The organism is Micromonospora sp. DT201 (assembly GCF_049841575.1).
Taxonomy (GTDB): Bacteria; Actinomycetota; Actinomycetes; order Mycobacteriales; family Micromonosporaceae; genus Micromonospora.
Genome location: NZ_JBNCKP010000006.1, coordinates 169,966 through 195,966 on the forward strand (window position 1 = coordinate 169,966; position 26,001 = coordinate 195,966).

Annotated in this window: 22 protein-coding genes and 2 pseudogenes; 14 read left to right on the forward strand and 10 right to left on the reverse strand. The window is 69.2% G+C overall.

Features of this window, described 5'->3' with window-relative positions; all coding sequences use genetic code 11:
* The first annotated feature begins 335 nt into the window (after positions 1-335).
* The 3 genes from ACLQ28_RS14160 to ACLQ28_RS14170 all read left to right on the forward strand — a co-directional run bounded on the left by ACLQ28_RS14160 (position 336) and on the right by ACLQ28_RS14170 (position 3,150).
* The gene (locus tag ACLQ28_RS14160; protein ID WP_425686706.1) at positions 336-1,634 is read left to right on the forward strand and encodes a vanadium-dependent haloperoxidase; all 1,299 of its coding nucleotides are present in this window, start codon (positions 336-338) and stop codon (positions 1,632-1,634) included.
* Positions 1,635-1,795: 161 nt separating this feature from the next.
* Positions 1,796-2,287, forward strand: a complete 492-nt coding sequence (locus ACLQ28_RS14165; protein WP_425686707.1) for a SigE family RNA polymerase sigma factor — start codon at positions 1,796-1,798, stop codon at positions 2,285-2,287.
* Positions 2,288-2,301: 14 nt separating this feature from the next.
* On the forward strand, positions 2,302-3,150 hold the full coding sequence (locus ACLQ28_RS14170; RefSeq protein WP_425686708.1) for a hypothetical protein: 849 nt from the start codon (positions 2,302-2,304) through the stop codon (positions 3,148-3,150).
* A gap of 53 nt (positions 3,151-3,203) precedes the next feature.
* Here ACLQ28_RS14170 and ACLQ28_RS14175 read toward each other — a convergent pair whose 3' ends face one another.
* Positions 3,204-3,701: a YcxB family protein gene (locus ACLQ28_RS14175; protein ID WP_425686709.1), complete on the reverse strand. Its 498-nt coding sequence runs from the start codon at positions 3,699-3,701 to the stop codon at positions 3,204-3,206.
* Between the two features lie 81 nt (positions 3,702-3,782).
* A complete protein-coding gene (locus tag ACLQ28_RS14180) occupies positions 3,783-4,763 on the reverse strand; it encodes a GlxA family transcriptional regulator (protein ID WP_425686710.1) in 981 nt (326 codons plus the stop codon).
* 259 nt (positions 4,764-5,022) lie between these two features.
* Between ACLQ28_RS14180 and ACLQ28_RS14185 the strand changes: the two genes are divergently transcribed.
* The 3 genes and pseudogenes from ACLQ28_RS14185 to ACLQ28_RS14195 all read left to right on the forward strand — a co-directional run bounded on the left by ACLQ28_RS14185 (position 5,023) and on the right by ACLQ28_RS14195 (position 6,659).
* Entirely contained in the window at positions 5,023-5,661 is a 639-nt protein-coding gene (locus tag ACLQ28_RS14185) for an HD domain-containing protein (protein ID WP_425686711.1), read from the forward strand.
* Between the two features lie 119 nt (positions 5,662-5,780).
* Positions 5,781-6,050, forward strand: a pseudogene (locus tag ACLQ28_RS14190) (alcohol dehydrogenase catalytic domain-containing protein); the annotation flags it as partial.
* A 33-nt stretch (positions 6,051-6,083) separates the two neighbouring features.
* On the forward strand, positions 6,084-6,659 hold the full coding sequence (locus tag ACLQ28_RS14195; protein WP_425686837.1) for an NADP-dependent oxidoreductase: 576 nt from the start codon (positions 6,084-6,086) through the stop codon (positions 6,657-6,659).
* A 107-nt stretch (positions 6,660-6,766) separates the two neighbouring features.
* Here ACLQ28_RS14195 and rph read toward each other — a convergent pair whose 3' ends face one another.
* Positions 6,767-9,364, reverse strand: coding sequence for a rifamycin-inactivating phosphotransferase (rph, locus tag ACLQ28_RS14200; protein ID WP_425686712.1), 2,598 nt, complete (start codon positions 9,362-9,364; stop codon positions 6,767-6,769).
* A 744-nt stretch (positions 9,365-10,108) separates the two neighbouring features.
* Here rph and ACLQ28_RS14205 point away from each other — a divergent pair.
* Entirely contained in the window at positions 10,109-10,579 is a 471-nt protein-coding gene (locus tag ACLQ28_RS14205) for a phosphatase PAP2 family protein (protein WP_425686838.1), read from the forward strand.
* Here ACLQ28_RS14205 and ACLQ28_RS14210 read toward each other — a convergent pair.
* The 5 genes and pseudogenes from ACLQ28_RS14210 to ACLQ28_RS14230 all read right to left on the reverse strand — a co-directional run.
* Positions 10,561-11,217, reverse strand: a pseudogene (locus ACLQ28_RS14210) (response regulator); the annotation flags it as partial. The gene ACLQ28_RS14205 and the pseudogene ACLQ28_RS14210 overlap by 19 nt on opposite strands.
* Before the next feature lie 7 nt (positions 11,218-11,224).
* Entirely contained in the window at positions 11,225-12,682 is a 1,458-nt protein-coding gene (locus tag ACLQ28_RS14215; RefSeq protein ID WP_425686713.1) for a sensor histidine kinase, read from the reverse strand.
* 87 nt (positions 12,683-12,769) lie between these two features.
* Entirely contained in the window at positions 12,770-13,477 is a 708-nt protein-coding gene (locus ACLQ28_RS14220) for an alpha/beta fold hydrolase (protein WP_425686714.1), read from the reverse strand.
* A 139-nt stretch (positions 13,478-13,616) separates the two neighbouring features.
* Positions 13,617-15,977 (reverse strand): FtsX-like permease family protein, encoded by a 2,361-nt coding sequence (locus ACLQ28_RS14225; RefSeq protein ID WP_425686715.1) that lies wholly within the window; start codon positions 15,975-15,977, stop codon positions 13,617-13,619.
* Positions 15,974-16,666: an ABC transporter ATP-binding protein gene (locus ACLQ28_RS14230; protein WP_425686716.1), complete on the reverse strand. Its 693-nt coding sequence runs from the start codon at positions 16,664-16,666 to the stop codon at positions 15,974-15,976. Before ACLQ28_RS14230 ends, ACLQ28_RS14225 begins: the two co-directional genes overlap by 4 nt.
* A 205-nt stretch (positions 16,667-16,871) precedes the next feature.
* Here ACLQ28_RS14230 and ACLQ28_RS14235 point away from each other — a divergent pair, with 205 nt between their 5' ends.
* Complete coding sequence (locus tag ACLQ28_RS14235) at positions 16,872-18,194, forward strand: sensor histidine kinase (protein ID WP_425686717.1); 1,323 nt, start codon at positions 16,872-16,874, stop codon at positions 18,192-18,194.
* 52 nt (positions 18,195-18,246) lie between these two features.
* Positions 18,247-18,906, forward strand: coding sequence for a response regulator (locus ACLQ28_RS14240; protein ID WP_425686718.1), 660 nt, complete (start codon positions 18,247-18,249; stop codon positions 18,904-18,906).
* A 101-nt stretch (positions 18,907-19,007) separates the two neighbouring features.
* Here the strand turns inward: ACLQ28_RS14240 and ACLQ28_RS14245 are convergent, their stop codons facing one another.
* The gene (locus ACLQ28_RS14245) at positions 19,008-19,487 is read right to left on the reverse strand and encodes a MarR family winged helix-turn-helix transcriptional regulator (protein WP_425686719.1); all 480 of its coding nucleotides are present in this window, start codon (positions 19,485-19,487) and stop codon (positions 19,008-19,010) included.
* A 102-nt stretch (positions 19,488-19,589) separates the two neighbouring features.
* On the opposite strand from ACLQ28_RS14245, the gene ACLQ28_RS14250 reads away from it, so the two are divergent.
* The gene (locus tag ACLQ28_RS14250) at positions 19,590-20,477 is read left to right on the forward strand and encodes an NmrA/HSCARG family protein (RefSeq protein ID WP_425686720.1); all 888 of its coding nucleotides are present in this window, start codon (positions 19,590-19,592) and stop codon (positions 20,475-20,477) included.
* Positions 20,478-20,841: 364 nt separating this feature from the next.
* Here ACLQ28_RS14250 and ACLQ28_RS14255 read toward each other — a convergent pair whose 3' ends face one another.
* The gene (locus ACLQ28_RS14255) at positions 20,842-22,107 is read right to left on the reverse strand and encodes a prolyl oligopeptidase family serine peptidase (RefSeq protein ID WP_425686721.1); all 1,266 of its coding nucleotides are present in this window, start codon (positions 22,105-22,107) and stop codon (positions 20,842-20,844) included.
* Between the two features lie 182 nt (positions 22,108-22,289).
* Between ACLQ28_RS14255 and ACLQ28_RS14260 the strand changes: the two genes are divergently transcribed.
* The 4 genes from ACLQ28_RS14260 (at position 22,290) to ACLQ28_RS14275 (ending at position 25,976) form a co-directional block, all read left to right on the forward strand.
* Entirely contained in the window at positions 22,290-22,772 is a 483-nt protein-coding gene (locus tag ACLQ28_RS14260) for a MarR family winged helix-turn-helix transcriptional regulator (protein ID WP_425686722.1), read from the forward strand.
* 104 nt (positions 22,773-22,876) lie between these two features.
* Positions 22,877-23,977: an NAD(P)/FAD-dependent oxidoreductase gene (locus tag ACLQ28_RS14265; protein ID WP_425686723.1), complete on the forward strand. Its 1,101-nt coding sequence runs from the start codon at positions 22,877-22,879 to the stop codon at positions 23,975-23,977.
* A gap of 13 nt (positions 23,978-23,990) precedes the next feature.
* The gene (locus ACLQ28_RS14270; RefSeq protein ID WP_425686724.1) at positions 23,991-24,983 is read left to right on the forward strand and encodes an aldo/keto reductase; all 993 of its coding nucleotides are present in this window, start codon (positions 23,991-23,993) and stop codon (positions 24,981-24,983) included.
* Positions 24,984-25,043: 60 nt separating this feature from the next.
* Positions 25,044-25,976 (forward strand): LLM class flavin-dependent oxidoreductase, encoded by a 933-nt coding sequence (locus ACLQ28_RS14275; RefSeq protein WP_425686725.1) that lies wholly within the window; start codon positions 25,044-25,046, stop codon positions 25,974-25,976.
* The last annotated feature ends 25 nt before the right edge of the window (positions 25,977-26,001 follow it).

Below are 26,001 nucleotides of genomic sequence, written 5' to 3' on the forward strand. Positions count from 1 at the left end.
CCGCGACGGATATACGTCAAGGGGCGAGTGAGCCTTCGTCCCAGCGCTCGGCGTCGGCCCCCCACCCGGACGGCGCTGCCCGACGTATGTCGTCTCGGCTCACCACCTGCCGGCTGGCCGACATGATCGACTTCATGCCGCCGATATGGCGGTATCTCGCCCGGCGGATACCGCCACATCGGCGAAGCGGAGTGGATCGGCCGCGGGCACTCGATGCCGATCGACAGCCGGCGCCGTTGAGGCTCGGCGATGTTACGATCGAGCGTCGTCGATTTCACTTCGTGCGCCGCATGCATTCGACAGAACGCATCGACAAACCTATCGACGGGGAGATCATGACGAGCCGCATCCACAGACGCCGTGCGATCTGGTCACGCATCATTCCCGCAACCATCGCGCTCGGCTCGCTGGTCGCGTCCACGATGACCGGGCCGGCACCCGCCGCTGCCGCGACCTCCGGCACCGGCACCGCCAATCCGGTGGTCACCTGGGACCTCAACGCCCAGACGGCGATCTGGGACGTCGCGGCTCAGCAACCGAACGAGCAGGTGCGCAGCTTCGCGATGGTGAACGGAGCGGTCTACGACGCGTTGAATGCGATCGCCGGTAGCCCGTACCAGCCGTACCTCGTCGCACCGCCGTCAAGCGGGACCGAGTCGGCGGACGCCGCCGTCGCCGCCGCCGCCCACGACGTCCTCGCCGCTCTCTTCCCCGCTCAGCAGGAGCGGCTTCGAGCACAGTACGACGCGGCGCTCGCCGCGATCCCCGACGGGCGGTCGAAGCAGGGCGGCGTTCGGATCGGGGCACGGGCCGCGGCGGCGATGGTCACCGCCCGGCAGGACGACGGCGCGTTCGGGGACCAGCAGTGGCGCAACGGCACACCGCCCGGCCAGTGGCGCCCCACACCGCCGCTGTTCCTGTCCCAGGGAGCATGGACCGGACACATGCGGCCGTTCCTCCTCCCCCGCGTGTCGATGTTCCGCACCCCGGAGCCGCCACGGCTGACGAGCAAGGCGTACGCCCGCGACCTCAACGAGGTGAAGGAGGTCGGCTCGGCGACGAGCACGGTGCGCACCCCGGACCAGACGGAGGCCGCGATCTGGTGGCACGACCGGCGCTCCGCCTCCTGGGAGATCAAGCGACAGCTCGCCGCGACCCAACGGCTGGACGCCCTGCAGACCGCCCGTTTCTTCGCGATGACCGACCTCATCGTGGCCGACTCGGGAGTGGCGTGCTTCAGCCAGAAGGACTTCTGGAGCTACTGGCGTCCGGTCACGGCGATCCAACTGGCCGACACGGACGGTAACCCGAGGACGGCCGCCGACCCAGGCTGGCAGTCGTTGCTCGTCACGCCCCCCTTCCCCGAATACCCCTCCGGCCACGCCTGCGGCACCGGTGCGCGGATGTCGCTGTACCGCTATTTCTTCGGCCGGGACGACATCGCGTTCAGCGGATCCAGCGTCGACTCCGGCACGACTCGGCAGTTCACCAGCTTTTCGCAAGCGCTCGATGAGCTCATCGGCGCGCGCGTCTGGGGCGGCGTCCACTTCCGCACCGCCGACGTCGAAGGGGCGAAGCTCGGCGAGGAGGTCTACCGCTACGCGGTCCGGCACTACTTCCGCCCCCTGCGGTAGCTCGCCGGCCTGACCTGCCCGGATGAGATTTCGGCGGGCGGGGGCGAAAAACTGACCGGGCGGTGCAACCCCGCAGCGCGAGGCCCGCGTCGTACGGCCGTGACAGTCAGTGCAGAGAACGAGAACAGATCCACGCTGGTCGGTGGAGAGGAACGACCCCGGTGAGGCGGGCCGACGAGGACGACTTCCACGACTTCGTCGCGTGCCGGATGGATCGCTGGCGACGCAGTGCGTTCCTGCTCTGCCAGGACTGGCACACCGCCGACGACATCGTGTCCGCCACGGTGGCGAAGCTCTACCGGAGTTGGCGCAAAGCGGGTCAGGCGGACAACCGTGACGCGTACGCCCAGCGGGTCCTGACCCGTTGCTGGCTCGACGAGCGGCGCCGGCCCTGGAAGCGGCGGGAACAGGCGAGCGCGACGCTGCCGGACGTGGCCGCGATGGTCCCGGAAACGGTCACCGACCGCGAAGGACTCGCCGCGTTGCTGCGGTCCCTCGCCCCAAAGCAGCGGGCGGTGCTCGTGCTCCGTTACTACCTGGACTGTTCGGTCGAGGAGACCGCGCAGATCCTCGGCATCTCCACCGGCACCGTCAAGAGTCAGTCGGCACGCGGGCTGGCGAACCTGCGCACCGTCGTCACCGGTCAGTCTTGAGAAAGAGGCAGCAGATGGGTCACCAGTTGTTCGACGAGTTGATTGGGACACCACCGCCCCCCCAGGTGGATGTGGAGGGCATCGTCCGGCGCGAACGGCGCGCGGGCAGTGTCCGGCTGATCGGGGGCCCGCTGGCCGCCGTCCTGGCGCTGATGGTCGGCGTCGGTGTGGCCGTACGCGATCAGGAGCCCGGCCCGGCTCCGGGCCCGCCGCTGGCCGCGCCCACCCCCACGGCCGCGGACCCCGGGTTCCGCCTGGTCTTCGACACCGACGAGAGCGCCGAGGCAAGCGCGAGGCGTCTCAGCGCGGAGTTCGAAGCCGCGCTGCGTGAGGTGGTGCCCGGGTCGACGTGGTTCTGGATCCCCGACCACGTCGGCGAGGCCCGCCAGCCCGACGGGCGGCCGCCGGTGTTCAGCAACCACGGCCGGGACGACCTGGTCAGCGGCGGATCTGGCGTGTCCTACCGGGGACGGAAGGGCCCACTGGGCGTGTCGATCTCCCCGGACGTCTCCGAGTCGGGGCCCGCCGGCCGGCCCGGCGACCCCTTCGACCCCGCCGGATACCACTGGCCGTGCGAGTTGCCGGCGGGCTATCCGGGGGACGAACGGTACGACCGCGTCTGCGTGGAGGGGACCACCCCCGCCGGCCTCCGGATGAAGACCGAGACGCTGACCGGGAAGCGGGACGGAAGCGTGCAGCACATCGTCACGATCCAACTGCCCGGCAACCGGGTGTTCAACGCGAGCGTCAGCAACATGGTGGGGGTCGACGAGCAGGCCGTCGCCGCGCAGCCGGAGCCCCCGCTCTCCGCAGAACAGCTCAGGGACGTCTCCGTACGGGTCGCCGAGCGGATCAGGGCCTGACCGCCACGGCGGCTGCGAGCGGCGGGGCGACGACCTCGACTCCCTTCACGTGTTCATCGGTCTCCGAGCAGCCCACGCTTGGCCATGTAGGCCCGCAACGTCTCGGCATCCTCGGCGGTCATCAACCAACGCGGGATCACGGTCGCCGGCATCCGACCGACGTACACGATCCAGAACTCCGGGGTGTCCCTGACCTGGGCGACCCCGTCCCAGGCGATGCCACCGGACTCCGAGCCGCTGCGCATCATGATGTTGTCATCGGTGATGTCGTAGGCGCCCTCGACCGCGTAGCCACTGGACCGGCGCCGGGCGCGCAACCGCACCCACGGCAGGTACAGCATCGACAGCAGGCCACCCACGACCAACGTCATCCACAGCGACGAAGTCCGCTCGCCCCACGCGAACCCCCGCGAGACGACGAAACCGATCACTCCGATCGCCGCCAGCGTCGCGCCGATATAGCTGAACCTGCGCAGCCGAACGCTGCCGAGCGCAGCGGCCACGCGGCCTGGGTAGGCGGGGTCGGCGGGGACGTCAAAACGGATGTGCACGCCAGAACGATAGTGCCCCACCGGTGAGCAGCACGACACGGCGATCGGCCTGCGGCGGGAGAACACGAACATTCCCGCAACTCAAGCGCTACCCGCGTGGGTGCGGCGGGTCGTACTGAACCGCCGTTGGTAGGCGGCGGGGCTGATCGACAGTTTCCTGGCAAAGACTCGTCGCATGCTTTCGTAGCTGGGGAAACCGGCGAGGGTCGCGGCCTGCGTTGCGGTGTGGCCTTGGTCGAGCAGTGCCCTGGCCAGGTCGAATCGGATGGTCTCCACGTAACGGGCCGGGGTCGTGGACAACTCGTCGTGGAAGAGCCGGGTGAGATGCCGGGTGCTCACGTTGAGGTGTTTCGCGAGTCCACTGAGCGAGTGGTCGCCACGGGGGTTCGCCGTCACGACGTCGGTGATTCTCCGCAGAGCCGGCGAGCGGGGCGGCGGTCCTTGCAGCGGTGCCGAGAACTGGGACTGGCCGCCCGCACGCTGCATATACACCACCAGGGCACGTGCGACGTCACGCGTCAGGGTGGGGCCGTGGTCCTCTTCGACGAGAGCGAGCGCCAGGTCGATACCGGCCGTGACCCCTGCCGACGTGTACGTGGTGCCGTCGCGGACGTAGATCGCGTCGGCCTCGACACGACACGTCGGATATTGGGCGGCTAGCTCGTGCGCGACCTGCCAGTGCGTGGTCGCGCGCTTGCCGTCGAGAACGCCTGCGGCGGCGAGGACGAACGCCCCGGTGCAGACCGACGCGACCCTGCCGGCCACAGCCGCCGGAATCCGTGCGGCGTCCGCCAGGTCGGCGGGGACAGGGGTGCGCGGATAGTGGTCGGACCCGGCCACCAACAACGTGTCGAAAGCCGGCTCTGAGGAGATGGCACCGTCGACCGCCATCCGAAACCCGAGATTCGACGTGACGTCCGCACCGGTCGGCGACAACAGCACAATCCGGTAGTTGGCGCCGAACCGGTTCGCCTCCTTGAACACCTCCGCCGGGCCGGCGATGTCCAGCAACGTCACGCCGTCGTAGACGAAGATCGCGACGCGGTGAGGGCCTGCGTTCACCACTCCGGTCCCTTGGGAGCCGGATCGGCGCGGTGGGCCTCCGGACCTCGGCGCCCTCGACCGCCGCCGGGTCGACGGTCAGGAGGAATGGACACCGTTTATTGGTAGCACGCCATTACGTGATGGAGCACACGACTGCGGTTCACCCTGTCCGGATCTAAGTGATTCCTGGCCAAACGAGGGCGGCAGCGTACGAGGATCGGTAGGCACCATGGGGGTCGTAAACTCGGTCGCACATTTTTCCGGAAGGTCTGTGAGCATGTCCGAGGTCATCGCGGGGTTGGAGATTCCTGAGACAGCGGCGGTCGCCGAAGCGACCAGGCACATCCGGGAGTCGACCCTTCCTCTCCTCTACCACCATTCCCGAAGGGTCTTCTTCTTCGGTCTGATTCACGCTCGCAGGCTCGGTGTGACACCGGACCCGGAGTTGCTCTATCTGGCGGCGATGTTCCACGACACCGGCCTCCTGACTCCCTTCTCCGACGTCGAGCAGCGCTTCGAGATTGACGGCGCCGATCACGCGCGCAAGTTCCTCCTGGACCGGGGTTTCTCGACAGCCGCCGCCGAGACCGTCTGGACGGCGATCGCCCTGCACACCACGCCCGGCATCCCCGACCGGATGGGCCCGGAAATCGCGACCACGTACCTCGGCGTCCTGACCGACGTGCTCGGCCTCGGCCTGGACGGACTGGAACACGATCAGCTTGCCGAAATTCTCGCCATCCATCCACGGGGAGACTTCAAGAACGAGTTTCTGCGTGCCCACGTCGACGGGCTGAAGAACCGCCCCGAAACCACGAACGGCACCGTGAACTCCGACATACTCGAACACTTCATCCCCGGCTTTCAGCGTGTGACGACGGTCGAGCGCATCGTCGGATCGCCCTGGCCGAGCTGATCCGAGACGGGCCCCCACAACCACGGCCAGCCGACGAAATTTCCTGAAAGGCTTCGAGCATGCGAGCGATCACCGTGCGAGACCGTAACGCGGGTGTCAGCGGACTCACCCTGACCGACATGCCTTATCCCCACGCCGCGGAGAACGACGTCATCGTGCGCGTGCATGCCGCAGGCTTCACCCCGGGGGAGCTCGACTGGCCGGCAACGTGGTCCGACCGCGCTGGCCGTGACCGAACACCCAGCATTCCCGGCCACGAACTGTCCGGAGCTGTGGTCGAACTCGGCTACGGAACCACAGGCCTCACCGTGGGCCAGCGGGTGTTCGGGCTGACCGACTGGGCACGCAACGGGTCCCTGGCCGAATACACCGCGGTAGAGGCTCGTAACCTCGCCCCCCTCGCGGCCGACATCGATCACACCGTGGCCGCCGCGCTGCCCATCTCCGGACTGACCGCATGGCAGGGCCTGTTCGACCACGCCCACCTCACGACCGGCCAGACCGTCCTCATTCACGGCGCCGCGGGCGGCGTCGGCTCGATCGCCGTTCAACTCGCGCAGGAGGTGGGCGCCCACGTGATCGGCACCGGCCGAGCCGATGACCGCGAGGTCGCGCTCGCCCTCGGCGCACAGACCTTCGTCGACCTGGACGCCGACGATCTGCGGCAGGTCGGCGAGGTGGACGTGGTGTTCGACGTCATCGGCGGCGACATCCTCGAACTGTCGACCGAACTGGTGCGCCCGGGCGGCACCCTCGTCACCATCGCGATGCCGCCGACCGCGCAGCCCAAGGACGGACGAGCCATCTTCTTCGTCGTCGAACCCGATCGTGCCCGGCTGGCCGACCTCGCCGAGCGCCTCCGGACCGGACGGCTCAATCCCATCGTCGGCGCCGTGCGACCGCTCTCCGAAACGCCCTCCGCGTTCGCCCGCCACCGCCGCACACCGGGCAAGACGATCATCCAGGTCACGGACGAACAACGACCGCAGCAATCGTGATCAGGGTACGAATGCCAGCGGCTTGCTGATCGAGGAGACATGAATCGCCGAGGTCGGCTCCCGGTTCGAGCAACGCGATCGCCGCGATCGTCGATGTGAGTGGTCAGTCACGGCAGAATCTCGACGTAGCCGTCGCTTCCGTGCACACGGATTCGCTGCCCGTCGGGGATCAGCCGGGTGGCATCCAGGACACTGACGACAGCCGGCAGGCCGTACTCCCGAGCGATCACTGCGCCGTGGGTCATCAATCCCCCGACCTCCGTCACCAGGCCCGCGATGGCGACGAAGAGGGGCGTCCAGCTCGGGTCGGTGTGGGCCGTGACCAGGATGTCGCCCGGTTCGAGATCGGCCTGGGCCAGGTCCAGGATGACGCGAGCGCGCCCTTCGATGGTCCCGGCGGAGACCGCTAGGCCGATCAGGGCGCCGGGCGGCACATCGTCGCGTCGGTACGCCCCGGTGATGACCTCCCCCTCCGATGTCAGCACCCGGGGCGGGGTGAGCGCGTGGTACGACCGGAACGCGTCCTTGCGCTGCTGGATGAGCTCGACATCCACCTGGTGGGAGCGCACGACGTCGTGGAGTTCCTGGAACGTGAGGTAGAAGACGTCCTCCGTCGCGGGGAGCACGTTGGCCTGCACGAGGCGCTCGGCCTCCTGGAGCAAGGCCTGCTTGTAGACGAAGTAGCGGCTGACGATGCCGTACTTCGGGTACTCCCGGTAGCCGATGAAGGTCCGGACCCGGTCGATCATCCGCTTGGTCTCGTCGGCCTTCTGCTCCCCGTCCGGCAGTGCCCGCAGGCGCATCAGCACGTCCTGCGCCTTCGTCTGCGCCTCCTGCCGTCCCTGCTCGAAGCGCCGCCTGGCGGCGCCCGGCTCGAAGTTCCGGACGTTGTCCAGGATCATGGGCAGAAGCGTGGTGGGGCGTTCGCGCCAACGGGGCCTCGTGATGTCGATCTCGCCGACGCAGCGCATGCCGTACTGGTCGAGGTAGGCCTCGATGACGTCGCGCGTTTCGGTCCCGCCGGCGAACTTCGGCAGCTCGTCCAGGAAGTCGTCGTCCTCGACGCATTGCAGGAACGCCACCACCTCCGGATGCTGTCGGATCACGTCCGCGACGTCGAGCAGCGCCAGCCCCATCTCCGACGTGACGTTGCCGGGGGCCGACAGCGTGAGGGTGTCGGCGGCGTTCTTTTCACCCAGCCACTCCCCCAGCCGGTCGTTGAGCCACGAGGTGGCGTCCATTCCCGCCATGATCGCCTGCATGTTCAACGGGTCACCGAGGACCCGCTTGTGCTCTTGGAAGGCTTCCAGCAGGAAGTCGAACAGCGCCGGTCCGGTCTTCGTCTGGATGTCGCGCCGCAGGGCGGCGATGGACGCCTGGCTGCGCTCGATCAGCGCGGTGACGATGGCCGGATCGGTCTCGATCGGGGCGGGCGGGCCGCCGACCGGCGGAACGCCGGGGCCGCCGTCCGGGAGCGCCGGGACGAAGTCGTGGCGGTCGAGGATGGTCTCCAGAGCGTCCCTGGTCAGCGGATCGGTCTTCTCGGCCATCTTCAGGAAGCTGGCGCGGCTCGCCGGCGAGGCCAGGAGCCGGGTGGCGTCGACGAACAGTCGACCGCCGGCCTCGTGCATCGGCGCCATTGCCGTCAACTGCCACATGGAGAACCCCAGTGGCTTCATGGGGTCGGTCATCATCTGCTGATGACCGACGGAGAGGTAGACGTGGTTCTCCTGGTCGCGGGCCGCCGGGATGGGGAACAGCGTGGTGATTGGCCGGCTCTGCACGATCTGGAAATCATCGTCGACCAGACACCATTCGATGTCCTGCGGGCTGCCGAAGTGCGCTTCGATCCGCCGGCCGAGCCGCACGAGCCGTACGACCTGCGCGTCCGTCAGCGCCGGCTGCTCCTGTCGCTGCGGGTCGATCGTCACTCCCTGCGTTCCGCCGGCCGGCAGTGCGTGGACGGCACGCTGTTTGGCGGCGATCGTTCTGGCGACGACCTCGCCGTCGCGCACCTTGAAGACGTCCGGGTTCACCCGTCCGGAGACCAGGGCCTCGCCGAGACCGAAGCTGGCGTCCACGGTGGCGACCTTCCGGTTGCCCGTGACGGGGTCGGCCGTGAACATGATGCCCGCCGCGTCCGAGATGACCATCTGCTGCACGACCACGGCCATGTGGGTCTTCCGGTGGTCGACACCGTTTCGCAGACGGTAGGTCACGGCCCGCTCGGTGAACAGCGACGCCCAGCACCTGCCGACGTGCTGGAGGATCGCCGCCGAGCCCACGACGTTCAGGTACGTGTCCTGTTGGCCCGCGAAGGAGGCCGTCGGCGTGTCCTCTGCCGTCGCGCTGGATCGCACGGCGTAGGCGGTCTGCTCGCCGAACTGCGCGAGCGTGCGGGTGATCGCCGCCGCGAGATCACCAGGGAAGACAACCCCTTCGATGATCCGACGAATCTCCGCGCTGAGCGTGCGGATCGTCTCCCGGTCATCCGGGTTCAGCCGCGACAGCTGATCGAGCAGATCGTCGATCGACGGCGCGTCCGCCATGATCCGCTGAAAGGCCGCCGTCGTGACGCAGAAGCCAGCCGGCACGCGGATGCCGTCGATCCCCGATAGCCCGCCCAGGTTCGCGGCCTTGCCGCCAACGACCGCGACCTGCGTCTCGTCGACCTCTTGCAGATCCAACACGTACTGCTCTGTCATCGGGACACCTCCACGGCAACCGTGCTCCGTTGCGCCGCACTGGCCGAAAGCACACCCACGTCGTACCCCCGCTTTTTCGTCGGTGCTGTATCCGGCCGCCGATTCTGCGGCATGACCCGGGCCTTGCCGCAAGCCCCCCGGTGCGCTATATGTTAGAAGTGGCAGGGAGTCAGATCTCCGTGCTTTTTCTTTTGCTCTTCTCCCGCCGCCCAGGAGACGGGGAGTTACCGGCTCCTATTCCTCCTCGGCGAACACGACCTCGCGTCGTCGGCCCACCATCGGCGGTCCACGGCGACTTCCCGCGTCGGAGCTCGTGCCAGGTCATGGGGTGAACGCGGAGGGCAGGCCGAGTTCGGCCCTGGCGGCCTCGACGAACCCATGCTCGGCCGCCCAGAGGGCAACGAACCCGGGTGTCAACCCTGACCATCGTCCAAGTCCGACCTTGCCGTTCGGCTCAGGCTTCCGAATGCTGCCGCTCCTACGTTCGGCGCCATGGAAACGCACTCTCGAGAGAACGTACGGGGCACCCGACTGCTGGGCTCCGTGGCATTGCTGGGAGCGGGAGTTGGAGCGATCGTCTGGCTGTCCCCAGGCGGGCTGGGCAAGGCTGGCGCAACTGAGGTAACGCAGGGGACTTCGGTATCCGCGTACCGGTCGGTGACCGGAGCAATGGCAGACGCACCCGCATGGATGGGCTCGCTTCTTGAGGTGGCCACCGAGGGCACCCTGGCGATCCTTGGGCTGATGCTGGTCTGGCTGTGCTGGACTGCAGTCCGTCGCAGGGACGCGGCGGGGGCCGCAGGGGCTGTCGTGATCGGTGTCGGCACGGTTGCCGCCTACGCGATCAGCGAGGCATTGAAACTGGTCGTGGACGAGGAGCGGCCCTGCCGAGCGTTGCGAGGGGTCGCGGCGATCGCGGAGTGTCCGGTGGCTGGGGACTGGTCTTTCCCGAGTAACCACGCCACCCTGGCCGCCGCTCTCGCGGTCGGGCTGACCGTGCTGCGGCCTCGTCTCGCTTTCGTGACACTGCCGTTGGCCGGGGCGGCGGCGCTCCTACGCGTCCTGGTGGGAGTCCACTACCCACACGACGTGTTCGCCGGTGCGATTCTCGGCGGTACCGTCGCGGCTGCTGTGTTGCTCGCTGTGATGCCGCTCGCGGTCCTGGCAACATCAGTGCTGGTCAGGCGCTGGTGGGGAACGATGCCGGCTTCATGAGCCACAACGGCGGCAGCGGCCCGGTTGTCCACACCCAGACGGGCCAGGACGGAGCTGACGTGCGCCTTGACCGTCCCTTCCACCACATGCAGTTGGCGGGCGATCTGGCCATTGGACAACCCGCTGCCGAGGAAGGACAGCACTTCGCGTTCCCGGGTAGTGAGCCCATTGACCCGCTCACGGGCGGCGCCGCGCCGACTGGCCAGGGCGCCGGCGCCGCTCGCCGCGAGGTGCGCGACCACTCGGGCCGCGACCTTCGGTGACAGGTAGGCGGCGCCGTCGGCAACGGCACGGACTCCCGCGATCAGTTCCTCGGGCTCGCCCGATTTGATCAGGAAACCGGCGGCGCCGCCGCCCAGCGCCTGGAGGATGTAGTCGTCCTCCCCGAACGTCGTCAACATGATCACACCGGTGGTCGGCACCGTCCTGCGGATCTCCGCCGCGGCATCGATGCCGTTGACCTTCGGCATACGGACGTCGAGCACGGCTACCTGGGGACGGTGGCGCCGAACCAGTTCCACAGCCTCATGCCCGTCGGCTGCCTCGGCGACGATGTCGATGCCTGGATCGGTGGACAATACGGCCCGCACGCCTGCGCGGATCATCGCCTCGTCGTCGGCGATCAGGACCCGGATCATCGAACGCTCAGGGCGTCAGAGCATCGAGAGACACCAGCACGTCCCTCTGGAAGCACAACCGGTACGCGTCTCCGGACCGGTCGTCGAACCGGTCGGCCGTCATCGCGTAGAACTCGCACGTGATACCTCGTCCCTGTGGTTCGGTAGCCGGCGGGCGGTGGATCGTCTGACGGTCCGGCAGCACACGCTCCACCTCGGAGCGATCCTGCCCCACCTGCAGGCGGGCGTAGTCGCGCGGGTCCAGCACCGAACGCGACGCCGACAGCGTCTCCCACACCATCAGCGCTCCACTCAGCACCGCGCCGGTCACGAGAGGCAGCATCAGCGCGGTGACCAGGGTGCGGCCGGCACGGAGCCGAGCGTGGCGGTATTCCTGCGGCAGTACGCCCCTCTGTCGATGAGGAGTAGGGGCGGCAGGGAGCGATTGCTGCGCTGGAGGCAGGTGCGGAAGCCGGGCGACGACTGCGAAACCGCCGCGTCGAGGGCCGTATTCAAATGAGCCGCCGGCCAGCCGGACTCGTTCATCGAGACCGATGAGGCCGCGGCCTCCGCTCCAGGGACGAGAGCCCACCGCAGCCGACGCGGGGCTGTTCTTCACCGAGACCGCTGTTTCTGTCGCCGTATGCGACACGTGAACGGTCGTGGCCGCATGGGGAGCATGCTTGGCCACATTTGTCAGCGCTTCCTGCACGACGCGATGTGTGGCCCGTTCGACCACCGGAGGAAGGTCTACCCTCTCCCCCTCGACGCGCAGTTCGACCGCGAGCCCGGATGCGGACGCCTCGCCCACCAGATGCGTAAGGCTGGAATCGGACGGCCGCTTCGGTGCGTCATCGGTCTCCTCGCGCAGGACACCGATCACCTCGCCGAGACGCTCCACCGCAGCCGCGGCCTTGGCCCTGATGTCCTGGACCGCCAGCCGATGATGGTCTTCCAGGCCAGGCGCGAGCTTCAGTGCGCCGGCCGACAGCGCGATCAAGCTGAGGTCATGACCGAGAACGTCATGCATGTCCTGTGCAATGCGAGCCCGCTCAAGCAGCCTGGCCTGCTCAGCGACCAACCGCTGCTCTCGTTCCAGATGCTCGGCCCGCTCCCAACCGGCCCTGATCAACTCCTGGTGCTGGCGCCAGAACCGACCCGCGAACCAGGGCAGCATGGCGGCGAGGACCACCACCCCCACGAACCGGCTCCCTACACCGAGCCACGAGGGCACCACGGACGCGGCCACTACTCCGGCCGCGACAACTGCAACCAGTACCAGTGCTGTCGGACGGTTTTTTCCAGGCCGCTGCCCTGCCAGGAACGCGGTGATCACGGTTGGCACAGCCCACCACAGGCTCACCACGCTCAAACCGGCCGCTACCGTCGTAGCCGCCGCCAGCAGGTTGCCTGGATCAAACACCCGCCGGCGGACAGCCACGCTGCCTCCGGCCGCGCCCTCTTCTTCGGTCGAGGTCTCGATCACGGACATGACGCTATGTAAGACGCGGACCATCCGGCACTGCCGAAAGTCCAATCCTGACCGGCAGCGAAAGGACGGAACGTCAGCCGCTCACGCCCGGACGGCCTCGATGATCGTCTCGGCGACCTCGCTCGGTCGGGAAACCACCATCGCGTGCGAACCGCCGACGACCTCGCGCTGGCCCCGCGGGTCGGCCCGCTCGGCCATGAACCGATGCGCGGCGACCGGGATGTTCTTGTCGGCGTCCCCGAACACGAACCAACTGGGCAGCAATCGCCAGGCCGGGTCGCCGGAGAGCCCGTCGCCCAGGGCCTGTTCGGTGATGGGCCGCTGAGTCCGAGCCATCAGCGCGGCGACGTCGGCGGACACGTCTGCGGCGAACTGCTCGTGGTAAACGTCCTGGCCGATCGCCACCTCGTTGCCACCTGTCGACACCGGGTACTGCACCAGCGTGTCGGCGAGAGTGCTGCCGGGGAACTTCCCGGACAGCGACAGCCCCGACTCACCGGTGTCCGGGCAGAAGCCGTTGACGTACACGAGGGCCCGCACCAGCGGTTCGTCGGCTGCGGCCTGCGTGACCACCATGCCGCCGTACGAGTGGCCGACGAGGATGACCGGACCGCCGATCCCGTGTACCACGTCCCGCACGTACGCGGCGTCGGCTGCGACGCCCCGCAGCGGGTTGGCGGCGGCCACCACGTCGTACGCGGCGCCCATCCGGTCGATGACACCGTTCCAGCTCGCCGACTCGGCGAACGCTCCGTGCACGAGAACGATGGTGGGCTGCGGATCGGGCATGACACGAACTCCCTTACTCCGTGGCGCTGTTCACCCTCCGGGGCGCCGGTGCGCCTGAGTACCCGTTACGCGAGGGTGAAACCTGCGGTCCTGGCACCGCCGCTCACGGGCAAGGCTCGTGAGCGGCGGATCCTCCTCGTCACTCGGCTCGCAGTGCCACCGCGACCCTTGTCCTCGCCGCCCAGCCGGCGGGCAGCAGTGCGCCGACCACGGCGATGACCAGCCCGGCGAGGCCGAAGAACAGCAGATCGACCGAGCCGTACACGTCGAGGACCGAGTCGGGCAGGCGGAAGCCCACGCTGCCCGCCATCTCCGTGATGACCGTGCGTTGCAGCAACACGCCGACCGCCGCACCGACCGCGCCGCCGAGCAGGCCGGTGACCACGACCGAGGCGATGACCATCGCCGTGGTTTGCCGGGGGGTCATCCCGAGTGCCTTGTGCACGCCCAGGTCGTGGACGCGTTCCCGGGTTTCCAGGACGACCGTGTTCAGCACGCCGAGGCCGGCGACGACCATCAGCATGAGGCTGAGCAGTCCGGTCAGCGCGTTGACGATGATGATCATCCCGTCGGGTTGGTGGTTGAGGCGGTCGGCCGCCGCGCCGACCGGCTCCAGCGCCGCCGTCAACGCTTCGGCGTACGCCCCGGCGTCGGTGCCGGACTCGACGGAGACGTAGTACATCGACGGCGCCAGCTCCGGCTCGGCCGCGCGCAGAGTGGCGATGTCGGTGACGACCTGCATGCCGTCGTTGTCGGTGTTGAACGCCTCACCGACGATCTTGGCGGTGATGTCGACGCCGCTGTCGGTCAGCACGATGCTGTCGCCCACCCGTTTGCCGGCCGCGGTCAGGAAGGGGGTCGAGACGACGATCTGCCCCGGCCCGGTCAGCCAGGTGCCCGACACCATCCGGTAGTAGCGCGCCGAGTCAGGCCCGGTGACGGCAACCGCGTCGAGATCGCCGGTGATCCCACCAGCGGTGACCTCGCTGCGGGCCACCCCCATGTACCCGCCGGTACCCGCCTGGGCGGCGATCACCTTCTCGATCGCGGCCGGGTCGTCGAACGGCTGCGGCTTCCCTGGCCCCGGCGGCGGCTGCTCACCCGGCGTCATCCGGTGCGGCGCCCCGACCTGGACGTCGGCGATGTCCTCGACCTCCTGGACCCGGTTGAGTGACGTGCCGAGCCCGACCGCGAAGGTGACTGCGGCCGCACCGAAAGCGATCGCGGCGACGACACTGACCGCTCGGACCGGCCGGGCGAAGGGGTGCGCCAGGCCAAGGGTCACCGGCCGGGAGATCGGCAGGCGGCTGGTCAGGCGGGCCGCCCACTGACCCCGGCCGGGTCGAGGGGTACGGCCGACGGCGAGCGCGTCGACGCTGCGCAACCGGCCGGCCCGGGCGGAGGCGGCCAGGGCGGTAACGGCCACGATGGTGAGCGCGCCGCCGACCACCACCGCGTCGACCCAGAGCGCGACCCCGTTGTCGTTCGTGCCGTAGAGCTGGTTGGTCTGCGCGAGGATCGGTACGGTCAGCAGGTTGCCGGCGACCACACCGAGCGCCGCACCGACCGTGGCCGGGATCAGCGCCTGACCCACGTACGCCCGGACCACCTGGGCCGGCGTGAAACCGAGCGCCTTGAGGATGCCGATCCGGCGGGTGGCGGTGGAGACCGCACCAGCGATCACGTTACCGATGATCAGCACCGCCATGACCACGCCCAGCATGCCGAACGCGATCAGGAACGGCACCAGCAGGAGGGTCTCACCGGTCGCCTCCCGGCGGACGTCGAGCCACGACAACACGCTGGCGAGCGCGGCGGCGGGGACGATCGCCTCCACCGCGGTCCGGCCGGCCTGGACCTGCTCGGCCGTGCCGGCCGTGGTGAAGCGGTAGAGCATCTGGTACGTGCGGGGACCATCGGGTCCGGCCCAGGCGGCGAGCTGCGCCGGGGTGGTCCAGGCGTCGGCGGTCCGGCTGGCCGATCGGGCGACCCCGACGACGGTCACCGCTGGGCTGCCCGGCGCGTCGGACACCTTCCACTGCCGCCCGACCATCTGCGGTGGCAACTGCATGCGACCCCCCGTGGCCAGCACGATCTCCCCAGGCGCGGTCGCCCATCGGCCTTCGACGAGGACCACCCGGTCGACCGCGCCGCCCGCGTCGGCACGCCCGACGACGTTCACCGGCGGAATCGGATTGCCCGCCTCGCTGGTCAGGTTCAACTGCGCGTTCGGGAACGGTCCCGCCGCCGCGGCAACCCCTGCGGCGCTCGCTGTCGCGGCCAGCTGTGCCTCGGTGACCGCGGCGGCGTTGAACTGGGCGGTGAGGTGCGCGCCCTGCTGCTGGCTGAAGGCCCGGTCGAAGGGTCCCTGGGAGGCCACCATCAGCGAACCGCCGAGGACGGCCGAGGTCACCGCGATCATCACGACCAGGCCGACCACGATCGTCTGTACGCGTCGCCGACCGACCCCGGCCCGGACCACCCGAGCCAGTGCGCTCATCGGACCTGCTCCATCGCGGAGTCGGCGGCGACCTGCCCGTCGAGGAGCTGGACGGTCCGGGTCGCGCACGCCTCGGCGAGCGCCAGGTCGTGGGTGACCACAACGATGGTCTGGCCGTCGGCGTGCAGCTCGCTCAGCAGCCGCATGACCTCCTCGCCGGAGGCGGTGTCCAGAGCACCGGTCGGCTCGTCGGCCAACAGCAGCGCCGGCCGGTTCATCAGCGCGCGGGCGACGGCGACCCGCTGCCGTTCACCGCCGGAAAGCCTCCCCGGGTACGCACCGGCGTGCCGGCCGACGCCGAGCCGGCCGAGCAGCTCGGTGGCCCGGCGCTGGGCGGTGCCGCGGCCCATCCCGGCCAACTGCGCCGGCAGCATGACGTTGTCGGCGACGGTCAGGTCGTCCAGCAGGTTGAAGAACTGGAACACCAGCCCGATCCGGGCCCGCCGGTAGCGGGCCGAGGCCGCTTCGCCGAGCTGGTCGACCCGGACCCCGTCGACGGTGACCGTGCCGGTGCTCGGCCGGTCCAGCCCGGCCACCAGGTTGAGCATCGTCGACTTGCCGCTGCCGGACGGACCGAGAATCGCCACCGCCTCGCCGGCCGCGACGCTCAACGACACCTCACGCAACGCCGGCGGCCCTTCGTCGTACCGGCGTGTCACCTCACGCAGTTCGATCAGCGGTGTGGTCATGTCCCCGTCTCCTCAGGTGGTCGTCGAGCTGGCCAGGCTGACGCTAGGAGCGGGTACGGGCCGGACACATCGGCAGCGGGAGGCATCTTCCGTACCTCATCGGGATGAGCGGTGGCGGCGTCATCCCTGCGAGGTAGGCGTGCGATGTAGCGTCACCGCTCCTGCGGCCGATGCACCGGTCCGGCCCGGCGACGAGAATGAGCCGATGACGGGGCGTGCGGTGTTCATCCGACTCTGGGCCGGCATCCGGTCCCTGGCTCGTCCGGTCGGCCAGCTGCCACCGTTGTCGCGCCGGGGGCAGCTGTTCGACGCGCTCGTGGCGCTCGGGCTCGGTCTCGTCGCAATCCAGGCGGGCGTCGACGACCAGCCGGCGCCGGACCGGATCGCGTTCAGCCAGGGCGAGCCCCTGCCGGGCTACCCGATGCCGCCGCGGCCACCCGACCCGGTGTGGCCCCCCTTCCTGCCGGTCGAGGATGACGGGACCGACTGGACGGCGGCCCTGCTCATCCTGGTCGTGCTGCCGCTGCTGTTTCGCCGCCGGTACCCGCTGGGGGTGCTCTGGGTCGTGCTGGCCACTGCCGTGCTGGTCGACGACAACCCGGCCGCGCTGCGGCTGTCCTTCTTCGCCTGCGTCGTCGCCGGCTACAGCGCCGCTGTCTTCAGCCCGTACAAGATTCTGGCGTTGGCCAGCCTGCCTGCGGCCGCGATTCTGCACGCCGGGCTGCAGTCGGACGCCAGCTCGGTGTCCGACAGCGCCGTGCCGTTCCTGATCCTGCTTCCGATCGCGGTGGCGGCCGAAGGGCTACGCCGGTGGAAGCAGCACGCGGACGAGGGCCGGGAGCGCATGTCGGCCATGGAGCACGAGCAGATCGAGGCGCTGCGCCGGGCGACGGAGTTCGAACGGGCCCGGATCGCCCGGGAGCTGCACGACGTGGTGACGCACAACGTGAGCGTGATGGTGATCCAGGCCGGCGCGGCCCGCAAGGTCATGGGGTCCCGGCCCGAGGACGCGCGGGCGGCGCTGCTCGCGGTCGAAGCTGGCGGCCGGGCCGCGATGACCGAGCTGCGGCACGTGATGGGGCTGCTCACGATGGACGGTGACGTGATCGGGCCGGAGGACGAGACCGATCTGGCGCCGCAGCCAGGGCTCGACGGGTTGGACGCGCTGGTGCAGCGGATGCGCGACTCGGGGGTCGAGGTCGAGCTCGTCGTGCGTGGACAGCGTGGGCCTCTGCCGTCCGGCATCGAGCTGACCGTCTATCGACTGGTGCAGGAGGCGCTGACGAACACCGTCAAACACGCGACCGGCGCGTCCGTACGCGTGGTCGTCGAGTACGCCGGGGACCACCTGCGGGTGGAGGTGACCGACACCGGCGGCCGGGCCGGCGTGACTGCCGGCAGCGGCACCGGGCGCGGGCTGATCGGTCTGCGAGAGCGGCTCTCGGTCTACGGTGGCACCCTGCAGGCAGGCCCACGGCTCACCGGTGGGTACCGTGTCGAGGCCCTGATCCCGGTGGAAAAGTCATGAGCGCGGGCAGCGCGGACGACGGCCGGGCGGGCATACCTATGGGGGGCACGGGATGACCGCAGCGCTGCGGGTGGTGGTCGCCGACGACCAGGCGCTGGTCCGGGCCGGGTTCCGGATGATCCTGACCGCCGACGGGATCGACGTGGTCGCCGAGGCGACGACCGGGGTGGAGGCCGTCGACGCGGTCCATCGACACCGGCCCGATGTGGTGCTGATGGACATCCGGATGCCGGACATGGACGGCCTCGCGGCCGCCCGCCAGATCCTCACCGGCGTTGGCGAGGCACCCCGCATCATCATGCTCACGACCTTCGACCTCGACCAGTACGTGTACGCGGCGCTGACCGCCGGGGCCAGCGGCTTCCTGCTCAAGGACGTCACCCCGGAGCAGTTGGTGGCTGCCGTCCGGCTGGTCCGCTCCGGCGACGCGCTGCTGGCACCGGCGATCACGCGGCGGCTCGTACAACGGTTCGCCAAACGCGACACCGACCCGCCGGCGATCCACCGGGACCTGAGCGCCCTGACTCCGCGTGAGCTGGAGGTGCTGGGCCTCCTGGCCCAGGGCCTGAGCAATGCCGAGCTCGCTGGTCGCCTGCACCTGTCGGAGGCGACCGTGAAGACACACGTCGCCCGGATTCTGGCCAAGCTGGGCCTGCGCGACCGGGTTCAGGCCGTCGTCGTCGCGTACCGGACCGGCCTGGTCACCCCCTGATCGCGCTCACCTGGCCCAGCCGGTAGGTCGAGAACGACGGCCGCGTTCATGCGTCCTTCCCCTGGGCGACACCCTCGCGAGCACCCTGGCGGGCCGTGGCCTCAGGCGGGCTTCGGTCGGGACCGCAGGCGACGCATCTGCGCGTGGCTGAGGTCATCAGCTCGCTGCATGTGACGGGTGATCACTTCGAGCTCCTCCTCGGTGTGGTCGTCGAGGATCGCCTGCCAGGACTGGCCCAGGTCGTCCCAGACCGCGGTGACACGGTCGAGGCGTTCTGGCACCGGGGTGACCAGCACCCGGCGCCGGTCCTCCTGGTCGGGTGTGCGTTTCACATAGCCCCCACGTTCGAGGCGGTCGACCAGGCGGGTAGCCGATCCCGTGGTGAGGCCGGTCATGTCGGCGATCTCTCGCACCGTGCGGGGCTCGGGCGCTGCCGAGAGCAGGCTCAGAGCCTGCACGTCGGTCGGGTGCAGCCCGAGGTGGTCGGCGATGGCCTGGTTGAAGAGCACGTACGAGGCGAGATAGCGGCGGGACGCCATCGACAACTCCTCGTACAACCGGGTCCGGCGCGTTGCGGTCATCCGCGGCACATCCCAACTAGTTGCGCGACGCAGCAATTTCACCTAATCTGCTGCGTGACGCAGTTAATGCGTCACGCAGCTATCCTACCTCCTGGAGAACTCATGCTCACCGTTGCCGTCACCGGAGCCACCGGCGCGCAGGGCGGGGCCACCGCCCGCGCCCTGCTGAAGGCCGGCCACCGGGTACGCGCACTCACCCGCCAGCCCACCTCGCCAGCCGCCGAAGCCCTGCGCGACCTCGGCGCAGAGGTGCTCCAGGCCGACTTCGACGATCGCGCCTCCCTCGACGCCGCGCTCGCCGGATCCGACTCACTGTTCGCGGTCACCACGCCGTTCGGCACTGACCTTGCCACCGAAGTCCGGCAGGGCAAGGCCCTCGTCGACGCCGCGGCAGCCGCCAACCTCGGCCACATCGTGCTGACGACCGCCGCACACGCCGACCGCGGCACCGGTGTCCCGCACTACGAGAGCAAGCACCTGGTCGAGCAACACCTGGGCACCTCCGGTGTGCCCTGGACGGTCATCGCGCCGGCCGCGTTCATGGACAACTACGCCACCGGCTGGACCCTCGACGGCCTGCGCACGGGCACCTTCGCCTGGCCAATGCCGGCCGACCGGCCGCTCACTCTCATCCCGGCAGTCGACATCGGCGCGTTCGCCGCGCTCGTCCTGCAGCGCTCCGCCGAGTTCGCCGGCCGTCGCATCGACATCGCGTCCGACGAGCGCACCCCCGCCCAGATGGCCGAAATCCTCGCCGGCGCCGTCGGCGTCGCGATCACCCACCAGCAGGTGCCCCTTGCCCAGGTCCGACAGCGGTCCACCGACCTGGCGGCCATGTTCGATTACTTCACCACCGTCGGCCTGGACGTGGACGTCGTCGCGCTGCACCGCGACTACCCGGAGGTCGGCTGGCACAGCTTCGCCGACTGGGCCACCGCCCAGGACTGGCCCACGCTGCTGTCCGCCGCAACCACGAACCGCCGCCACTGAAGCAACTCACGTCGCCGGCGACGCTGTGGGCCCGGCCACCGCGCGCCGCCGGCGCTGCCGTACCGACCAACGGTCGCTCACGAACCTCACGGAGGACAGATGCCGCTGCCACTCCCCGGAACCGACCCGAGTTCCCGATCTCCTCCAGCATCCGGTTCCAGAATCTGACCGTCAGCGGCACCAACATCACCCACAGCCCCTGCGGTGGGGCGAACAACACGATCAGCAACGTCACGCGGGTCAACTCGACGCTGACCTGGTGTTGACCCGAGAAAGAGCGGCCAGCTGGGCTCGGGCGGCCGCTCTTTTCTCCCGGTCACGGCCGGGCCCGGATCAGGGCCCGTGCGTTGGACCCGACCGCAGATCACCGACGATGGCGGGCCATCCACTGCCAGATGTGGACGCCGTTGAGGCTCGGGTCGTTGCGGGCCACGTAGATCCAGGACCAGTGGCCGGGGAACTGGTAGCCGTCCCAGACGACGTGGTCGTACACGCTGATCAGCGATCCCGGGATGAGGTCGTGGGCGTGGATCGTGTTGGTCTCGGGTGGCACGGTGTCGTCGTCGCGCGAGGTGACCAGCCAGGTCGGGGTCTGGATCCTTGCCAGCTCCGCATCGGTGATCAGCGGCGGGCCTCCCCCGCCAAGCGGCTCGACGACACCACAGATCGGCACCGACGCGGCGAACAGGTCGGGATAGGCAACGGTCATCTCCAGGGACATGTAGCCGCCGTTGCTGCAACCGACCACGTAGATCCGGTCGGGGTCGACACGCTTGCCACGCACGAGGTCCTGAACGATCTCGCGGATCAGCGGGGCGAACCGGGGGCCGTCCTCCATCCAGTAGGAGGTGCTCTGCGGAGCGACGACGTACGCGCCGGAGAAGATCCGCTGCGCCTGCCCAGTGGCGAAGCCGAGCGCTCCGCGGTTGGCGCGCAGTGTGGTCTCGTTGTCGTAGTAGTCGTCGGGCAGCGAGGCGCCCTCTCCACCGCCGTGCAGCCAGACGATCAGCGGCCGCCGACCGTGTCGGGGCGAGTGGTCGGGAGAGTAGAGCCGGTACTTCATGCCCGAGCCGGAGACGTGGTGGCTGAAGGCGTCCACCTCGGGGTTCGACAGCCCTGCCTGCACGAAGTGCGTGATGGTGACCGGCGAGCCGTGGCGCCGGACGATCGGGGTGTTCTGCGTGATGGTGTAGACGAGGTCCAGTTGGACGTTGCGGCCCCTGCTCAGGATGTAGCCGAGGGTGCCACCGCCGGGTTGACCTTCGGCGTGGCTCAGCTCCAGCACGATGTTGCCGTGCCGGTCGAGCCGGGCCGCGGTCACCGTGCGGTCCAGGTCGTAGACGCTGAAGATCTGATCGTCGGGGGCGATCGGGATCGGGCTGGTGGCCTTGGCGTGCACGGTGAACGTGCCGGGGGTCAGCCCGGCCGGGTCGATCGGCCCGAGCCGGCCGGTGTCGAGGGTGACCGAGGTGACCTGCTCACCGCCGTCGAGCGTTCTCGCGTCGAGGGTGAAGCTCACGCTGGTGGGGTGGTGGCCACCGGCGTGGGCGGCGAGGCCGGGTAGGGCCAGGCCGATGGCGGCACCGGCCCCACCGGCCAGAACGGTGCGACGAGTGACAGACGTGGACATGCGGGCCCCCGCACCTCGTTACGTAGACGTACGTCGATAGCATCCGAACGTAGCGTCACGGAGATCCGCTGGCAACCTGGAAGCTGCCCCCAGCGCACGGGTCCATCGAGCGCCAATTAACGATGCACACGCCAGAAAGTTCGCGTCCCGAATTATAAGGTGCTTTGATGTACTCTGGCTGAGTGGGTAAGCATGATGATGGCCAGATCGGGGTTGTGGCCGCGCTGGTGCGGTCCACGTTCCTGGTGAATGCCGTGTACGCCGAGTCGGCCCAGGAGTACGGTCTGACGCCGCAGCAGGGACAGTTGCTGTGCGTGCTGATGGCGCGGCCGTACGGCATGGGTGAACTGGGTGCGGTGCTGGGGCTCGCCAAGTCGAGCCTTACCGGCCTGGTGGACCGCAGTGAGCGCAACGGCCTGCTCCGGCGCGAGCCAGACCCGCAGGATGCGCGTGCGGTGCGGGTCGCGCTCACTCCGCGCGGTGACGGGCTCGCAGAGGACTTCTATGCCGAGACCTGCCGGCGGATCGACAAGCTGCCGGTGGGATTCAGCGCCGCCGAACGTGCCACGCTCGCCGGCCTGCTCGGCCGCGTCGTGCTGGACAACGACGTTCCGGCGGTCTTCCTGGAGCCGGACGAAGGAGCCTCCACCGCTCGCAAGAACTAAGACCGGGATCTCGTGACCCACGAGAATGGACTTGCAGTTCGTGTCACGAACCAATATGGTTCGTGCAACGAACTGAACCCCGGTTGTATGTGGAGCGTGAAATCATGGGTCGTACCGTCGCAGTCATCGGCGGAGGTTACGGGGGGTCGGCGGTCGCCAAGGCGCTGAGCTCCGAGGCTGACGTCGTCCTCATCGATCCCCGGGACGCGTTCGTCAACTCGGCGGGATCGCTGCGGGCGCTGGCCCAGCCAGACTGGGCGCCCAACATGTTCTTCCCCTTCGACACGCTGCTCACGCGGGGCACGGTGATTCGCGACCGCGCGGTCTCGGTGGACCCGGGCGGCGTCACCTTGGCCTCAGGCCAGCGGGTTGAGGCGGACTATCTGGTCCTGGCCACCGGCTCCAGCTACGCCTATCCGGCCAAGCCCAACGCCAACTCCACCAGCATCAGCGAGGCGCTGGACGACCTGCGCCAGACCCACAAGGAACTGGTCGACGCCGAGCGGGTGCTGATCCTCGGCGCCGGGCCGGTCGGTTTGGAGCTGGCCGGGGAAATCAAGGAGGTCTGGCCACACAAGCAGGTGACAATCGTCGACCCGGCCGAGCAGTTGCTCCCCGGCTTCAAGCCGGAGATGCGCCAGGACCTGCACCGGCAGCTCGACGAACGGGGTATCCAGCTGCGGCTGGGCACCGATCTGAGGGTGCCCCCGACGACCGAGCCTGGATCGGCGGAGACCTGCACCGTCACCACCACCGGCGGTGACGAGATCACCGCCGACATCTGGTTCCGCGCCTACGGGACGAGCACCAACAGCGAATACCTCGCCGACGGCAAGCTCACGACCCGTACGCCGCAGGGCCAGGTTCCCGTGACCGAACTTCTCAACGTCAAGGGGCACGACCACGTCTACGCGGTCGGCGACATCACCGACGTCGCGGAGGCCAAGATGGCCGGGTACGCGATGCAGCACGCCGAGGTGGTCGCCAAGAACATCACCGCCCAGCTGAACGGTGAGCAGCCCACGGCCACCTACCAGCCCCTGCCCTTCCCCATGATCCTGCTCCCACTCGGTCCGAACGGCGGTGTCGGACAGCTGCCCTCTCCCGAGGGCCCGTTCGTCGCTCCGACCGCGATGGTCTCCGAGTTCAAGGGCGCAGATCTGTTCACCGGCCGCTTCATCGAGCAGTTCGGCCGCACCGCCTGAAAGGGTGAAACACGTGGAGTACGCCCACCTTGGCCGCAGCGGCCTTTCCGTTTCCCGGCTCGTACTCGGCACCATGAATTTTGGGACCGAGACCTCCGAAGCGGACAGTCACGCGATCATGGATCGTGCGCATGAGCACGGCATCAACTTCATCGACACGGCGAACGTCTACGGCACAAGGCCGGGCGAAGTCGCCACCGAACAGATCATCGGCCGGTGGTTCGCCTCCGGCGGCGGCCGGCGCGAGAAGACCGTCCTTGCCACCAAGGTCTACATCCCGACGGGCGCTTGGCCCAACGAGGGTTTCCTCTCCGCGCTGAACATCCGGCGCGCGTGCGACGCGTCGCTCAAGCACCTCCAGACCGACTACATCGACCTGTACCAGATGCACCACGTGGACCGGAACACGCCGTGGGAGGAGATCTGGGAGGCGTTCAGCGTCCTCCGCCAGCAGGGCAAGGTGCTCTACTTCGGATCATCCAACTTCGCCGGCTGGCACATTGCGCAGGCGCAGGAGGCCGCGCGGTCGCGGCACTTCCTCGGGCTGGTCAGCGAACAGTCGATGTACAGCTTGATGACGCGCTGGATCGAGTTGGAGGTGCTGCCCGCGGCGCGGCACTACGGGCTGGGCGTGATCCCGTGGGGGCCGCTGCACGGCGGTGTGCTCGGCGGCGTCCTGCGGAAGCAGCGGGAGGGTAGCGCCTCGCGCGGCAGCACGGGACGCTCCGTCGGCGTGCTCGCCCAGCACCGCGAGACCATTGAGGCGTACGAGAAGCTGTGCGCCGACATCGGCGAGGACCCAGCCCATGTCGGGCTGGCGTGGCTGCTCGCGCAGGACGGCGTGACCGGACCCATCATCGGGCCACGGACGGCCGAGCAGCTCGACGGTTCGCTGCGCGCGCTCACGATCAGGCTCGACGACTCCGTGCTGGCCAAGCTGGACGAACTGTTCCCGCCGCCCGGTCCGAACGGGGGCAAACCAGCGCCCGAGGCGTACGCCTGGTGATCAGCCCTGGCACAACGATTCGCGGACGTGTCGTCCGCAGCGAACCGGATCGCTCCTCGAATGAAAGGCAGAGCATTGTCTGTACAGGAACTCGTCTTCGGCTTTGGCGCGCATAGCGACATCAGCGATGGGCCGGAGCTGCTGCGCATGGCTGAACAGGCCGACCGGGACGGGCTCGACATCTTTTCGCTGTCGGACCACCCCTACCTCGGCGGGCGCCTGGACGCGTACGCCACCGTCGGATTCATCCTCGGACGCACGGAGCGCATCTCGGGCTTCGCCAACGTCACCAACCTACCGACCCGGCCGGCTCCCATGCTGGCGCGGACGGTGACGTCACTGTCGGCGCTCTCCGGCGGCCGCATCGTGCTCGGCATGGGTGCGGGCGGGCTGTGGGATCGGATCGCCGACATGGGAGTGCCGCGGCTGTCACCGGCCGAAGCGGTGGACGCCTTCGAGGAGGCGATCGTCCTGGTCAAGATGCTGTCCGGTGGCGGTCCGCCGGTCACCTACCGGGGCCGCCACTACCAGGTGAACCAGATCGAGCCGGCCCCGGTGGCCGCGCCCCCCGTGTGGACCGGATCGGTCGGCCGGAAGTCCCTGGCCGCCACCGGGCGGGTGGCCGACGGCTGGATCCCTGGCCACGCTGCGGATTGGCTCAGCGAGCGGTACCGGGTGTCGCGGCCGGTCGTCGACGAGGCGGCAGCGGCCGTGGGCCGCGATCCGCGCGAGATCCGTACGGTCTTCAACTTCCCCGGACGCATCACCGACCGGCCGATGGCCGCCACCCGTGACGGCGACGGCCGCTGGATTGGCGGCTCCGTCGGCCAGTGGATCGAGGAGCTGACCGGGGCCGTACTGGAGCACGGCGCGTCCGGCTTCACGCTCTTCTCACCAGGCGGCGGCACGCCGGACATTGCCTCCCTCAGCCGCTGGGCCACGGAGATCGCCCCGGCCGTACGCGAAGCGATCGGCAAGGAAACGACGCACTGACCTCCGGGGATGTGGTGCAGCGCAT